The sequence below is a fragment of the Leifsonia sp. Ger2509 genome (assembly GCF_055231915.1).
This window is the reverse complement of the sequence record NZ_JBUYVB010000003.1, coordinates 3,272,666-3,285,613: the sequence shown is the minus strand read 5'-3', so window position 1 is coordinate 3,285,613 and position 12,948 is coordinate 3,272,666. Positions and strand designations below refer to the sequence as shown.

The following is a 12,948-nucleotide window of genomic DNA, read 5'->3' as shown; positions in this document are numbered from 1 at the left end:
TTAGAACCTGACGAGCGCGCAAATCAAGGGACCGGCTGTTCCCGCGGCATCCGGATGGCCAGGCTGCTGCCGTCGATGCCCACCCGGATCGCGGTCACCTCGCCGAAGGCGTCGCCATCGAGTTCGATCTTCTCCGGCCGCCCGAAGGTCGCTTCCAGGCTCTCGGCTGTCTCATACACGAGGGGGCGGATGGGTTTCGAATCGCCCAGCAGGCGCCGACCGGTTCGCGTGCGCCGAAGGATCCCGTTCTCCCACGCCACCCGGAGCCAGATCCGCAGCCACCCGAGGGCTCCCTCCGGACGGAGCATCACGACGTCGAGGAGGCCGTCGTCGACCTGCGCGTCGGGCATGAGCATCATGTTCGCCGGAAGCGACCCGCAGTTGCCCACGATGAACGAGTGGACCGTCGCCCGACGAGCCGGGTTGGAGCCGAGGCGGAACCGCGAATGGAGCTCGTTGCCGTCACGAAGCGACCGGATGATCGAACTGACATAGGCGAGCCAGCCTGCGCGCTTCTTCAGGTCGGGATCGGTGTTCTCGATCATCTGGGCATCGATCCCCAACCCCGCCATGACGACGAACGCGCGGCGATCCACCGATGAGTCCGGCCGCCGAAGATCGATGAGGCCCACGTCGATCAGCCTGTCAGCGCCGGTGAAAGCTGTCTCCAGCGCGCCTTCCAGGTCGTCGAGGGCCAGCTCCAGGTTGCGTGCGAGCAGGTTGCCGGTTCCCGAAGGAAGAAGGGCAAGAGGGATGCCCGAGCCGTGCAGACCCTCCGCGACGGCACGAACGGTGCCGTCGCCACCGGCGGCGATGACGACGTCCGCAGACTGCTCGATCGCCTCCCCCGCCTGACCGGCACCGGGATCCTCTTCCGTTGTCTTGATCCACAGCGACTCATCCCAGCCGTACTGCTTCTCGGCCTGCGTGGTCGCGGCCCGCAGGGTCTCGAGGTCGACTTTGATCGGGTTGTAGATGATTGCAGCTCGCATGGACCCACCTTAGGGTCACCCGATGGAAAGCCCCCGTTCCGTCGCTATGCTGAGCGCGATGAGCTCTTCAGCGAAGCAGGCGGCTCGGACGGCCAAGAACAGCACGGCTATGCATGCCTTGGCTCGTGCGGGCTTCGTCGCGAGCGGGCTTCTCCACATCCTCATCGGCTTCATCGCGATCGCCCTCGCGACAGGGACGGGAGGCGGCCAGGAAGCCGACCAGTCCGGAGCCCTCGCCGAGCTCACCCAGGCTCCGGGCGGCCTGTTCCTGTTGTGGGCAGCGGCGATCTGCTTTGCCGCACTCGGCCTCTGGCTGCTGCTGAGCGCGTTCCTCGACCATACGTGGGAGGGCAAGCGTTCGCGGGCCGCCCACATCGTGCAGAGTCTCGCCAAAGCGATCATCTATCTCGTTCTCGCCTTCACCGCCTTCGTCTTCGCGATGGGCGGAACTGCGAGCTCCGCCCAATCGACGAGCCAGTTGGGGGCGAACCTCCTGGCAACTCCGGGGGGTGTCTTCGCGGTCGTCGCGATCGGTGTCGCTCTGCTCGGAGTCGCCGGCTACATGGTGTTCAAGGGCGTCACCAAGCGCTTCGAAAGGGACATCGTTGTTCCCTCAGGCGTCCCCGGCACTGCGGTGAGAGTTCTCGGAATCGTCGGCTACGTGGCTCGCGGCGTGGCACTCGCTGCGGTCGGTGTGCTCTTCATCGTCGGTGCTGCGACGAACGATCCCAGCAAGACGACCGGACCGGATGGCGCACTCAAGTCCTTCTTGAGCGTGCCATTCGGCGTCTTCGTTTTGATCGCCATCGGAATCGGGTGGATCGCATACGGCATCTACGCCTTCTTTCGGGCCCGTCTCGCGCGACTCTGAACGGGTTCACGCCACCGACGCGGTTTTGGAGCCGGCGGCGGCGCTTGCGCAGGTTCCTGAGTCCTAGGCGACGGGCCCGCGCGCGAGGGTGACCGTCGCGGTGTGGGATGCGCCCGAGGTGTCGGTCCAACTGATGCTGACATGCTGGCCCGGGGTGTGTGAAGCGAGGGCGGAGGTGAGTGACTGCGCCGACGCGATCGCGCTGCCGTTCACCGCCGTGATCGTGTCGCCTGCCTCGAGTCCGGCCGTTGCGGCGGGGCCCCCGTCGATGACGCCGGCGATCGGGGCTCCCGTGATCGCCGCGCCGGAGCCACTGTCGAAACCGGACGCTGCATCGGTCGACGAGCCGACCTCCACTCCGAGGAAGGCCGGGTAGCCGATGGTCACGGTGGACGAGGCGTCGCCCGCCTCGATCTCTCCGGCGATGGTGAGGGCGTTCGCGATCGGGATGGCGTAGCCGGTCGTCGTCGAGCCGCCCGCCGCCGCTGCAGTGTCGATACCGATCACTTGATCAGCGGAGTTGAAGAGAGGACCACCGGAATCGCCCGCCTGGATGTCGGCGTCGGTCTCGATGAGCCCGTTCAGCGTCTCGGAAGCAGCCGAGCCCTCGCTTTGGGTGGTGATGGTCTGGTCGAGCGCCGTCACCGTCCCGGGCGACGCGGAGGGTGTGCCGCCCGTGCCTCCTGCGTTGCCGACGCCCGTGACGGCGTCACCGACGGCCGCATCCGATGACGTGTCGAGATGGGCGGTGCTGAGGCCCGAGGCGTTACTCAGCTGAAGGACTGCGATGTCGTCGGTCGCATCGGTGCCGACTACGCTGGCCGTGTATTCCGCTCCGGTCGCAACAACGGTGACGCTGATGCTGGTCGCCCCCTCCACGACGTGGTTGTTCGTGAGGATCTCGCCGTTGGACGACAGCACGAGGCCCGTACCAGCACTCTCGGCCTGGTCGTACGTGAGCTGGGACGTGATGTCGACGACGCCGACTTCCTCCGCGGCCGTTGCGCTCGCCAGAGCGCCGGTGCCGGTGGAGTCGGACGAGGTGCCACCGCCGCCGTACGCGTTGCCGCCGTACCCGCTTCCATAGCCGCCATAGCCGTACCCGTCGCCGTAGCCATAGCCGTTGCCGTTGCCGGCTTGTCCGAGCGCGTTGTGGATGTCCGCAGCGGACACGCTCGAGGCCGACGCCCCGGTGGAGGAACTGGGCCGTGGGACCGTCGCGGCGATCCCGAACGCGGAGCCGACCACCACGGCCGCTGCGACCGTCGTCGACAGGGCGACAACGCGCCGACGCCGGCTGCGCCGGATTCCTCCGTGCGCTCCCACTGGCTGCACGTCACTCTGCTCGCTCTCCGTTGCGGGAGCCCCATTTCCGGTGTCCATGCTCTTCGTCCTCTCGACTTCACGCTCGATGTCGACAGCACACCCCAGCCGGGTGGAAGGGCGCCATGGGCTGCTTATGCTCTGGCCGTGAGAAACCCAACGTTTCGCCGTGAACAGCGGTCGCGAAGGAGCGTCGCAGCGAGCCGGCGAAACCAATCGCCGGCCCCTAGACCTCCTGCACCGCCGCAGGCACGTCCGGGACGGCGCCCAGCGCGTGCGCCCGCCGCCGCACGAGCCAGACCACGTCGCGACCGAACGACTCGACAAGCAGGGCCAGCCCGACCGCGACGAGCACCGCATCCACCCCGGGCAGCAGGCCCGTCGCCGCGATCGCAAGTGCGATTCCCTGGACCGCCGTCACTGCCTTGCGCCAATAGCGCGGCGGAAGCTGCCGGTTGAACCATGGGAGGACCCAGCCGACCGCCACGAACGCGTAACGCATGAGACCGATCGCCAGGACCCAGCCGCCGAGGGTCTGCGCGACGTACGCACTCAGCACCAGGAGCAGGAACGCATCCACTTCCATGTCGAAGCGGGCGCCGAGTTCACTCGTCGTTCCGGTGCGCCGAGCGACCCAGCCGTCCACCGCATCCAGCAGCAGAGCGGGCACGACCAAGCCGACAAGGAGCACGACGGGGACATCGGTCAGAAAGGACACCGCGACCACGCCGGTGATGACGCCGACCAAGGTCGACCGGACCACGGTCACCAGGTTCGCGGCACCGAACCTCGTCGCCTGGCTGAGGCGGAGTCCACGGATGAGGAGCATGTTCGAGACGACGAGGTAGGCGAGTCCGGCGAGCCAGCCGGCACTCGGCTCGATCACCCAGAGCCCCGCGACCACCACCGCGCCGAGTCCGCCGGCGACGATGGGTGCGCTTTGAACTCTTTTCACGTCCGCCTCGTGTTTGTCATACAGAACCTATTTCCGTTAACACGGCGACCGTGTGCCATTGGTTCACGAAGAGGAGTGGACGTGCGCGAGGCAACAGCCTTCTGGGTGGACGAGCCGGGCGTCGGTGTGCTGCGCACGGAACAGCTCCCCCGTCCCAGTGACCGGGACGTCCTGGTTCGCACGCTGTTCAGCGGCGTAAGCCGCGGCACCGAGACGACGGTCTTCACCGGACGGGTCCCGGCCGGCGAACGCGAACGGATGCGCGCCCCGTTCCAGTCCGGCGACTTCCCCGGCCCTGTCAAATACGGCTACCTCAACGTCGGGGTCGTGGAGGACGGGCCCGAGCCGTTGCACGGGCAGATCGTCTTCACGCTCTTCCCCCACCAGTCGGCTTTCGTGGTTCCCGCCGACGCGGTCGTGCGGGTTCCGGATGGCGTGCCTCCGCGCCGAGCCGTGCTCGCGGGCGCCGTCGAGACCGCGATCAATGTGCTGTGGGATGCGGCTCCGCTCGTCGGAGACCGGGTGACGGTGGTCGGCGCCGGGATGATCGGATGCTGCATCGCGCGACTCCTGCACGGCATCCCCGGGGTGGATGTCGTCCTGGTCGACGTCGACCCGTCGCGCCGCGAGGTGGCCGAGCGCCTGGACGTGGGCTTCGCACTCAGCGCAGACGCACCCAGGGATCGCGACCTCGTCATCAACACGAGCGGATCGGATGCGGGACTCCAGCTCGCCCTCGAAACCGTCGTGACCGAAGGCGAGGTGATCGAGGCCAGCTGGTACGGGGATCGCCCTGCGACGCTCATGCTCGGTGCCGATTTCCATTCGCGCAGGCTGACCATCCGCTCGAGCCAGGTGGGAATGGTCGCCACGCGGCGGCGCGGCAGCAGGACGACGGGCGACCGTCTGGCGCTCGCGCTGGAGCTCCTGCACGACGCCGCCTTTGACGCCCTGCTGACAGCGGAGTCGTCGTGGCGCGACCTTCCCGCAGTGATGGGACGGCTCGCCGACGGCTCGAACACGGACCTCTGCCACACGATCGATTGGGGAGACGCCTGATGCCGTACTCGGTGACGGTCCGCGATCACATCATGATCGCCCACAGCTTCACGGGCGAGGACTTCGGTCCCGCGCAACGCCTGCACGGCGCCACCTTTCTCGTCGACGCGACGTTCGGCGCTGACGACCTCGACGCGGATGGGGTCGTCGTCGACATCGGACGCGCCGCCGCAGTGCTGTCGCAGATCACCGAGTCGCTGACGTACCGCAACCTCGACGACGACCCCGCGTTCGCCGGGATGAACACCACGACCGAGCGACTCTGCCAGGTGATCGCCGACCGGCTCGCCGAGAGCGCGGCCGCCGGAGGCCTCGGCGGCAGCAACCGGGTGACATCGATCACGGTCACGCTCCACGAGTCCCACATCGCCTGGGCGAGCTATTCGAGGCCGCTGTGAACGAGGCGGCGGCGGCGCCCGTCTTCTTCCTGGTGCCGGACTCGATCGACGACCCGGACCAGGTCAGCGGGGGCAATGTCTACGACCAGCACCTGCGTGACCAGTTGGTGAGCGGTGGCCGCGAGGTCACGATGATACCGATCGCCGACGGGCGACCCGGATGGGCGGCGGAGGTGCTCGCGGGCCTGCCCGACGGCGCGCTCGCGCTCATCGACGGACTCGTCGTCGTGCGCGATCCCGGCGCGCTGGTCGAGCATCCGACCAGCGCGCGCGCGCTGGTCCTCGCGCACACTGCAGACTTCGAGGAGGGTTCGCTCCGCACCGCAGCGCGGGTCATCGCCACGAGCCACTGGACCCGTGCCGAACTGATCGAGCGCGACGCGGCCGACCCGCACCGCATCGTCGTGGCCCAGCCCGGCACCGACCGGGCTCCCGCGACGGCTGCCTCTCCGACCGGCGGACGGCTGCTCTGCGTGGGCGCGGTCGCGCCGCACAAGGGCCAGGATCTGCTCATCAGTGCGCTGACCGGTCTCGCAGGTGTCGAGGGCTGGACGTGCTCGCTCGTCGGCTCGCTCGCCATCGACCCCGGCTACGTGACCGAACTCCGGCACACCATCGCATCCGCCGGGCTGACGAACCGGATCACATTCACCGGCGTGCTCACCGGCCGGCCTCTCGAGGCCGCGTACCGCCACGCGGACTTGCTGGTCGTGCCGTCGCGGGCGGAGAGCTTCGGGATGGTCGTGACCGAAGCGCTCGCGCGCGGCATCCCCGTGCTGGCCACGGGAACCGGAGGACTCCCGGAGGCGATCGGCGACAGCGGCGCAGGGGTCATCGTGCCGCCGGACGATCCGTGGGCGCTGGGTGTCGTGCTCCGCCAATGGTGGTCGAGCCCGGACAGACGCCAGGCGCTGAAGACCGAGGCTCTGCATGCTCGCAGGGCCCTCCGCGGTTGGACCACGACAGCAGCGATCGTCGCGTCAGCGCTCGACGATGTCGATCCGGCGGCGACGGCGCCACCCACACCACTCGGACTTCTGGGAACAGGGAAATCATGACCGGGATCGTCGACGTCAGCACCGATTGGCTCGCCCTCCGCGAGGAGGAGGACTCCCGCTCCCGATCGACGGAGCTGGCCCTCTCCGCCGCGGAATTGCTGCCCGCGGGCCCGGTCGTCGTGCACGACCTGGGCAGCGGCACGGGTTCGATGATGCGCTGGCTCGCGCCGCTGCTACCCGGCCCGCAGCAATGGGTGCTCCACGACTGGAACCCACGCCTGACCGATCGTGCGATCGAGGACGAGCCCCCACGCGATCGAGAAGGCAGACCCGTCGCCGTGACCAGGCGCGTCGGTGACCTGGCCCGGCTCCGCGCATCCGACCTTTACGGAGCGACGCTGGTCACCGCATCCGCGCTGCTCGACGTGCTGACCGCGCACGAGTTGCACGCCATCGTCGACGCCTGCGTGGGCATCGGATCGCCTGCGCTCTTCGCACTGAGTGTGACGGGGGACGTCGACCTGACACCCGGCGATCCGCGCGACACGCTCATCCAGCACGCGTTCAATGCCCACCAGCGGCGCGTGGCAGACGACCGTAGGCTGCTCGGCCGGTACGGCGCCCCGATCGCACGTGGCCTCTTCACGGTGGCCGGCTGGCGCGTCCAGTCGAGGACGACGACGTGGGAACTGGACGCCGAGCAACCCCGCCTCCTCGCCGAGTGGTTCGACGGATGGGTCGACGCTGCGGTCGAACAGGCTCCCGAGCTCTGCGAGACGAGCGAGCCGTACCGCAGCCTGCGATCGTCCCAGCTGGCACGCGGCGAACTCTCCGCGTCCGTCCGTCACCTCGACCTGTTGGCGTGGCCGCGATGAGCACCGCAGTCGCGCCCAGCCGGACAGCCGTGGTCGTGAGATCGCGGCGTTTCCGGCTCGTCACCCAGCTGATGCTCGGCGGGGCCGTGCTCGGCGCCCTCGTGCTCAAAGTCGGCACGGGTCCCTTCCTGCACGGGCTGGCGAGTCTCGACGGCCGGTCGATCGCAGCGGCCGTGTTGCTCGGCGCGATCGCCGCCGCAGCCGCAGCCTGGCGCTGGCAGCTGATCGCCGGCCGGCTCGGCCTCAGCCTGCGGTGGCCGCTGGCGGTCACCATGTACTACCGCTCGCTCTTCCTCAACAGCGTGCTGCCGGGTGGCGTGCTCGGGGATGCGCACCGTGCCGTCGTCCACGGACGCGGAGTCGACAGCATCAGCCGCGCATCGCGTGCCGTCGTCATCGAGCGCAGCGCCGGGCAGGCGGTCCAGCTGGTGCTCGCGATCGTCGTCCTGGCGCTCTTCGGCACCGAGTTCGAGGGACTCGTTCTGGCAGCGATCGGGATCGGGTTCGCGGTTCTCGTCGTCGGGCTGGCCGTCGCACTCGCGGCGAGCGCACGGGTGCGCCGCGCGCTCCGCCACGAATGGGATGAGCTCCGCGCCGGTATCGGCTCCCCGTCGGCTTTCGCACGCGTCGCGTTCGCCTCGGTGATCGTCGTCGCCTGCCATGTCGGCACCATCGCCGTGGCGACCAACGCGGTCGGTGCGAACGTGGCGCCACCGCGGATGCTGGCCATCGCCCTCGTCATCCTGCTCGCTGCATCCATCCCTGTGAACGTGGGCGGATGGGGTCCCCGCGAAGGGATCGCCGGATGGGCGTTCGCGCTGGCCGGATTCGGCGCGGCCGCCGGCGTCGCGGCGTCGACCCTCTTCGGCGTTCTCAGCCTGATCGCGGTCACCCCCGGCGCGATCGTGGCGCTGATGTCCACCGCTCGCCACCAGAAGGAGCCATCGTGATCGACGATCCCTATGTCACCCTGAGCTGCGCCATCTCGCTGGACGGCTATCTCGACACGGCCAACCCGCCCCGGCTCGCGCTGTCGAACGCGGCCGACTTCGACCGGGTCGACGAGGTGCGCGCCGCCAGTGACGCCATCCTCGTCGGGGCGCGGACAGTCCGGCGCGACAACCCGCGGCTTCTGGTGCGCAGCGCTGCACGCCAGGATAGCCGGAAGGCGGCCGGGCGATCCCGCTCGCCGTGGAAGGTGACGGTGACCGCATCCGGTGACCTCGATCCCAACGCCCTTTTCTTCGCCGAGGACGAGACGACCAAGCTCGTCTACTGTCCCTCCTCGAAGGCGACCCGGATCCGGCGGCACCTCGGCGCTGCAGCGATCGTCGTCGGGCTGGGCGACGACGTGACGATGGCCGACCTGGTCGCCGATCTGGGTGCTCGCGGGGTTGGGCGACTCATGGTCGAGGGAGGAGGCACGATCCTCACCCAGTTCCTGGCCTCGGACCTCGTCGACGAGCTCCACCTCGCCATCGCACCGATCTTCGTCGGCGACCGTCGTGCGCCGAGATTCGTCGGCGATGGGGCGTTCCCGTGGAAGAACGGGCGGCGCGCAACGCCCGCGGAGGTGCGGATGCTCGGCGATGTCGTGGTGCTGCGTTACGCCCTCTCCGACCGTTTCGATCGGGATGCGGTCGACAGCGCCCGCACGGCTGCAGCCACCGACGCCGCGACCCCCGCGGCATCGCTCCTCCGGACGATGGCGCCGTGGAGGTCGTGAGCCGGCCCGAACGCCGCGCCGTCGGCCGGAATCTCGCGACGGCCCTGGCGGTCGTCGTGCTGTTCGTCGCGTCGCTCGCGCCCGGTCTGGTCGACTCCGGATCCGCGCTGGCCTTCGTGCGCATCCCGATCGAGGCGGCTCTCGCACTGATCGTTCTTGCACTGCTGCCATGGCGGGCGGCACGCCGGACCGTCGCGGCACTCTTCGCCGTCGTCTTCGTCGCCGCGACGCTCGACGCCGCGCTCGACCGCGCCTTCACGACCACCGTCAGCATCCCGTTCAACGTGGTGACGGGCTGGCCCGAACTGGTGGACGGTTTCGGTGTCGTGCGGGACGCCATCGGGCCCGTCGCGGTGTCCGCCATCCTCGTGGTGCTCCTGGTCCTCACTGTCGCGAGCGTGGTCGCCATCGCGTGGTCGCTGCTGCACCTGGACGCCGTCATCCGCCGGCACCGCCGGACAGCCCTGATCGGGGCGACGGCGGTCGCCGCCGGCTGGGTCGTCCTCGCACTCGTCGGCGTCCAGCTGGTGCCCGGTGACCCGGTCGCTGCGGCAGACGAGATCCGCGCCGGGGCCTCGAGTGTCGACCAGGTGATCGCGGCCGCCCGCGACCAGGCCGCCTTCGAGCGGGCGCGGGCGAGCGATCCGTATTCGGTCGTGCCGGCCACGTCGTTGCTGACCGGCCTGAAGGGCAAGGACGTCATCATCGCCTTCGTCGAGAGCTACGGCCAGGTGGCGGTGCAGGGCACGTCCTTCTCGCCGGGGGTGGACCGCGTTCTCCGCCAAGGGAATGTGCAGCTCGCCGCCAGCGGCTACAGCGAGCGCAGCGCCTTCCTCACCTCGTCGACCTTCGGCGGAATCAGCTGGCTGGCGCATTCGACCCTGCAGACCGGACTGTGGATCGACTCGCAGCAGAACTACGACAAGATCACCAAGACCAACCGCCTCACACTGACCGACGCCTTCCGGAAGGCAGGCTGGCGGACCGTCAGCGACGTTCCGTCCGACACGAAACCCTGGTCGATCGGCAGCGACTTCTATCACTTCGGCACGGAACTCAACGCGCAGAACGTCGGCTACCAGGGGCCGCCGTTCAGCTATGCGCGCATCCCCGACCAGTACACGTGGGCGTACTTCCAGCAGCACGAGCTCGCCCGGCCGCACAAGCCTCTCATGGCCGAGATCGACCTCGTCTCGTCGCACACGCCGTGGACACCGCTGCCGCACCTGGTGCCCTGGTCGTCCATCGGCGACGGCGCAGTCTTCGGTCCACAGCCGGCGCAGGGTCCGACGCCCGCCGTCGTCTGGCAGGACCCACACCACGTCCAGCAGGTCTACGGGCAGTCCGTCCAGTACACGATGAGCGCACTCTTCTCGTTCCTGACCACCTTCGACGATCCGAATCTCGTGCTCGTGGTTCTCGGCGATCACCAGCCAGCGGCCGTGGTCAGCGGAGCGACCGCGAACCACGACGTGCCGATCAGCATCATCTCGAAGGATCCGAAGGTCATCGACAGGATCTCAGGCTGGGACTGGGATGAGGGAATGCTGCCGTCGTCGTCGGCTCCCGTGTGGCGGATGGATGCGTTCAGAAACCGCTTCCTGTCGGCGTACAGCCGATGAGCGCCGCGGCGCTCCCCCTCATCCGTGTCCGATGCGGGACGAGATCGACTCGAGCTTGGTCCAGATCAGCGTGTCGGGGAGCTGGATCATCTCATCGACCTTCGCGAGTCCGACCGCTTCGATCGACCGCACCTCATCCATGTCGTTCAGCCTCGTGAGGCGCCCGTCCGGGCTGACGTAGCCGATCGTTCCGTTGGGAAGCCGAATGAATTTGCCCATCTCTTCCTCCTGTTCGAGAAGCATCGCCCGCGTCGCTGCGCTCTGCGCCCCGCCCGCGCTCGCGTGGAGCATGAAGTCGGAGTTGACGCCGCCGAGGTAGAGCGAGACATGGCAGTGCGGGGCGACCCCGTGATCGTCGTCGAAGGCCGACCCCCCGGAGAGCGCGATCTGCTGTTGCGTCGCCACCTTCTGGCCGGCGGCGACATCGACCCTCGACAGGTGCAGGTACTGGGTCTGGCTTCCGTCGGCGTGGTCGATGTAGACGACCCGGCCGCCGCTGCCCGACGGGCTCGGATCCGCGGTGTTCACCGTGCCCGCTTTCGCCGCGGCGACGATCGAGCCGTACGCGCATCCGAAGTCGACCCCAGGGTTGACGCTCGGCGGGTGCCGGTCCTTGTGCCCCTGCCATGAGCCGTCCTGGTCCACGGGCTCGTGCCTGTTGGTGGGAAAGATGAACTCTGGCATCGGGATGCTCCAGCCGGGTGGTCCCCAGTGTAGAACGCAGTAGGACACTCGGTCTAGGTAATAATGAGCAATCCTCCGTCCTACTGCTGGTTCCGGCGGCCGGGTCGGGCTCGCCCGCGCGACCTGTCTGACGCATGATTGGACGCAGGGTGCGCGAACGAAGGAGGAGCCGTGAGCGGTGAACTGGTACTCGTGACAGGCGGGTCGGGCTTCGTCGGCGCCCACTGCATCCTGAAGCTGCTGGACGCCGGGTACCGGGTGCGCACGACCCTGCGATCGCTCAGCCGCGAAGCAGACGTGCGCGCGATGCTCACGGTCGGCGGGGCGGAGCCCGGAGACGCGCTGTCGTTCGCGGCGGCCGACCTGCTCTCCGACGACGGCTGGCCCGAGGCGGTCGCCGGGTGCGACTTCGTCCTCCATGTCGCGTCGCCGTTCCCCGTGATGATGCCGCGCGACGAGAACGAGCTCATCCGCCCCGCGCGCGAAGGAGCGTTGCGAGCACTGCGGGCCGCGAGGGATGCGGGCGTCAAGCGGGTCGTGCTGACCTCGTCGTTCGCGGCGATCGGCTACGGGCCTCCCCACGCCGACGGCAGCCCCTTCACGGAAGAGGACTGGACCGACCCGGACGGCCGGGTGTCGGCCTACGTGAAGTCGAAGACGCTCGCGGAGCGCACTGCCTGGGACTTCATCGAACGCGAAGGCGGCGGTCTCGAGCTCGCCGTCGTGAACCCGGTTGGCATCTTCGGGCCCGTTCTCGGCAAGGACGTGTCGAGTTCGATCGAGCTCGTTCGCCGGATGCTCAACGGCAGCCTTCCCGCACTCCCCCGCATGTACTTCGGCGTCGTGGATGTGCGCGATGTGGCCGACCTGCACCTGCTCGCGATGACCGACCCTGCGGCGGCGGGCAACCGGTTCCTCGCGATCGCCGGAGAACCGCTGACACTGCCCCAGATGGCGGCCATCCTGCGCGAACGCCTGGGAGCGGCGGCGCGACGCGTTCCGAAACGGGCGATGCCGGATGGGGTCCTGAAGTCGATCGCTCTCGTCGTGCCGTCCCTGCGGCAGATCGTGCCGGAGCTCGGCCGGGCGAAACCGGCGTCGAGCGCTAAAGCACGCCGGGTCCTCGGCTGGGACCCGCGATCGAACGAGGACGCGCTCACCGCCACGGGCGAGAGCCTCATCCGCATCGGCGCGGTGCGCTGACTGCACCCGTTCGCGCCGTTGCCGGGTGACGGCGATCGGACGAGACTGGGATGCACGGAAAGCAGGCGACGAGACGAGGGAGCGGACATGGCCCAACACAAATCGGGAGACTACGAGTATCCGGACGAGGCCGGCTACCCCGACGGAACGGGGACGCTCGACGAGGGGACGGCGGGAGCGCCGGACGTCGAAGAAGTCGAGCAGTTCGCCGAGTCCGACGAAGAGGACATCTAGCCGGTCCG

The 12,948-nt window shown here is 68.9% G+C and carries 14 protein-coding genes; 10 read left to right on the top strand and 4 right to left on the bottom strand.

The features are described 5' to 3' along the window. Nucleotides 1–23: 23 nt before the first annotated feature. Nucleotides 24–992, bottom strand: a complete 969-nt coding sequence (locus ACV7NN_RS15860) for a diacylglycerol/lipid kinase family protein (RefSeq protein ID WP_463350524.1) — start codon at nucleotides 990–992, stop codon at nucleotides 24–26. Nucleotides 993–1,050: 58 nt separating this feature from the next. Here ACV7NN_RS15860 and ACV7NN_RS15855 point away from each other — a divergent pair, with 58 nt between their 5' ends. Further along, entirely contained in the window at nucleotides 1,051–1,863 is an 813-nt protein-coding gene (locus ACV7NN_RS15855) for a DUF1206 domain-containing protein (protein ID WP_463350523.1), read from the top strand. Between the two features lie 63 nt (nucleotides 1,864–1,926). Here the strand turns inward: ACV7NN_RS15855 and ACV7NN_RS15850 are convergent, their stop codons facing one another. Both ACV7NN_RS15850 and ACV7NN_RS15845 read right to left on the bottom strand, forming a co-directional pair. Further along, nucleotides 1,927–3,246, bottom strand: coding sequence for a S1C family serine protease (locus ACV7NN_RS15850; RefSeq protein ID WP_463350522.1), 1,320 nt, complete (start codon nucleotides 3,244–3,246; stop codon nucleotides 1,927–1,929). Nucleotides 3,247–3,412: 166 nt separating this feature from the next. Beyond that, nucleotides 3,413–4,141, bottom strand: coding sequence for a CDP-alcohol phosphatidyltransferase family protein (locus ACV7NN_RS15845; protein ID WP_463350521.1), 729 nt, complete (start codon nucleotides 4,139–4,141; stop codon nucleotides 3,413–3,415). 81 nt (nucleotides 4,142–4,222) lie between these two features. Between ACV7NN_RS15845 and ACV7NN_RS15840 the strand changes: the two genes are divergently transcribed. From ACV7NN_RS15840 to ACV7NN_RS15810, 7 genes are read left to right on the top strand one after another with little or no spacing between them, the layout of a single operon-like run. After that, nucleotides 4,223–5,200 carry a zinc-dependent alcohol dehydrogenase gene (locus ACV7NN_RS15840; RefSeq protein ID WP_463350520.1) on the top strand — a complete coding sequence of 326 codons (978 nt, stop codon included), beginning with the start codon at nucleotides 4,223–4,225 and terminating at the stop codon, nucleotides 5,198–5,200. Continuing rightward, nucleotides 5,200–5,598, top strand: coding sequence for a 6-pyruvoyl trahydropterin synthase family protein (locus tag ACV7NN_RS15835; RefSeq protein ID WP_463350519.1), 399 nt, complete (start codon nucleotides 5,200–5,202; stop codon nucleotides 5,596–5,598). The genes ACV7NN_RS15840 and ACV7NN_RS15835 overlap by 1 nt, the downstream gene beginning before the upstream one ends. Next, the gene (locus tag ACV7NN_RS15830) at nucleotides 5,595–6,656 is read left to right on the top strand and encodes a glycosyltransferase family 4 protein (protein ID WP_463350518.1); all 1,062 of its coding nucleotides are present in this window, start codon (nucleotides 5,595–5,597) and stop codon (nucleotides 6,654–6,656) included. Before ACV7NN_RS15835 ends, ACV7NN_RS15830 begins: the two co-directional genes overlap by 4 nt. Beyond that, entirely contained in the window at nucleotides 6,653–7,471 is an 819-nt protein-coding gene (locus tag ACV7NN_RS15825; RefSeq protein ID WP_463350517.1) for an SAM-dependent methyltransferase, read from the top strand. The genes ACV7NN_RS15830 and ACV7NN_RS15825 overlap by 4 nt, the downstream gene beginning before the upstream one ends. Then, nucleotides 7,468–8,421, top strand: coding sequence for a lysylphosphatidylglycerol synthase transmembrane domain-containing protein (locus ACV7NN_RS15820; protein WP_463350516.1), 954 nt, complete (start codon nucleotides 7,468–7,470; stop codon nucleotides 8,419–8,421). The genes ACV7NN_RS15825 and ACV7NN_RS15820 overlap by 4 nt, the downstream gene beginning before the upstream one ends. Further along, nucleotides 8,418–9,197: a RibD family protein gene (locus ACV7NN_RS15815; RefSeq protein WP_463350515.1), complete on the top strand. Its 780-nt coding sequence runs from the start codon at nucleotides 8,418–8,420 to the stop codon at nucleotides 9,195–9,197. Before ACV7NN_RS15820 ends, ACV7NN_RS15815 begins: the two co-directional genes overlap by 4 nt. Further along, nucleotides 9,185–10,819, top strand: a complete 1,635-nt coding sequence (locus ACV7NN_RS15810) for an alkaline phosphatase family protein (protein WP_463350514.1) — start codon at nucleotides 9,185–9,187, stop codon at nucleotides 10,817–10,819. Before ACV7NN_RS15815 ends, ACV7NN_RS15810 begins: the two co-directional genes overlap by 13 nt. An 18-nt stretch (nucleotides 10,820–10,837) precedes the next feature. Here ACV7NN_RS15810 and ACV7NN_RS15805 read toward each other — a convergent pair whose 3' ends face one another. Further along, complete coding sequence (locus ACV7NN_RS15805; RefSeq protein WP_463350513.1) at nucleotides 10,838–11,503, bottom strand: M23 family metallopeptidase; 666 nt, start codon at nucleotides 11,501–11,503, stop codon at nucleotides 10,838–10,840. Between the two features lie 171 nt (nucleotides 11,504–11,674). Here ACV7NN_RS15805 and ACV7NN_RS15800 point away from each other — a divergent pair, with 171 nt between their 5' ends. Then, a complete protein-coding gene (locus ACV7NN_RS15800) occupies nucleotides 11,675–12,706 on the top strand; it encodes an SDR family oxidoreductase (RefSeq protein ID WP_463350512.1) in 1,032 nt (343 codons plus the stop codon). Nucleotides 12,707–12,793: 87 nt separating this feature from the next. Further along, nucleotides 12,794–12,940, top strand: coding sequence for a hypothetical protein (locus ACV7NN_RS15795; protein WP_463350511.1), 147 nt, complete (start codon nucleotides 12,794–12,796; stop codon nucleotides 12,938–12,940). Nucleotides 12,941–12,948: the final 8 nt, after the last annotated feature.

Coding starts and splice junctions, on each gene's coding strand:
- ACV7NN_RS15835 (WP_463350519.1), top strand. CDS start 5,200: ATGCCGTACTCGGTGACGGTCCGCGATCACATCATGATCGCCCACAGC.
- ACV7NN_RS15820 (WP_463350516.1), top strand. CDS start 7,468: ATGAGCACCGCAGTCGCGCCCAGCCGGACAGCCGTGGTCGTGAGATCG.
- ACV7NN_RS15850 (WP_463350522.1), bottom strand. CDS start 3,246: ATGGACACCGGAAATGGGGCTCCCGCAACGGAGAGCGAGCAGAGTGAC.
- ACV7NN_RS15825 (WP_463350517.1), top strand. CDS start 6,653: ATGACCGGGATCGTCGACGTCAGCACCGATTGGCTCGCCCTCCGCGAG.
- ACV7NN_RS15805 (WP_463350513.1), bottom strand. CDS start 11,503: ATGCCAGAGTTCATCTTTCCCACCAACAGGCACGAGCCCGTGGACCAG.
- ACV7NN_RS15860 (WP_463350524.1), bottom strand. CDS start 992: ATGCGAGCTGCAATCATCTACAACCCGATCAAAGTCGACCTCGAGACC.
- ACV7NN_RS15795 (WP_463350511.1), top strand. CDS start 12,794: ATGGCCCAACACAAATCGGGAGACTACGAGTATCCGGACGAGGCCGGC.
- ACV7NN_RS15855 (WP_463350523.1), top strand. CDS start 1,051: ATGAGCTCTTCAGCGAAGCAGGCGGCTCGGACGGCCAAGAACAGCACG.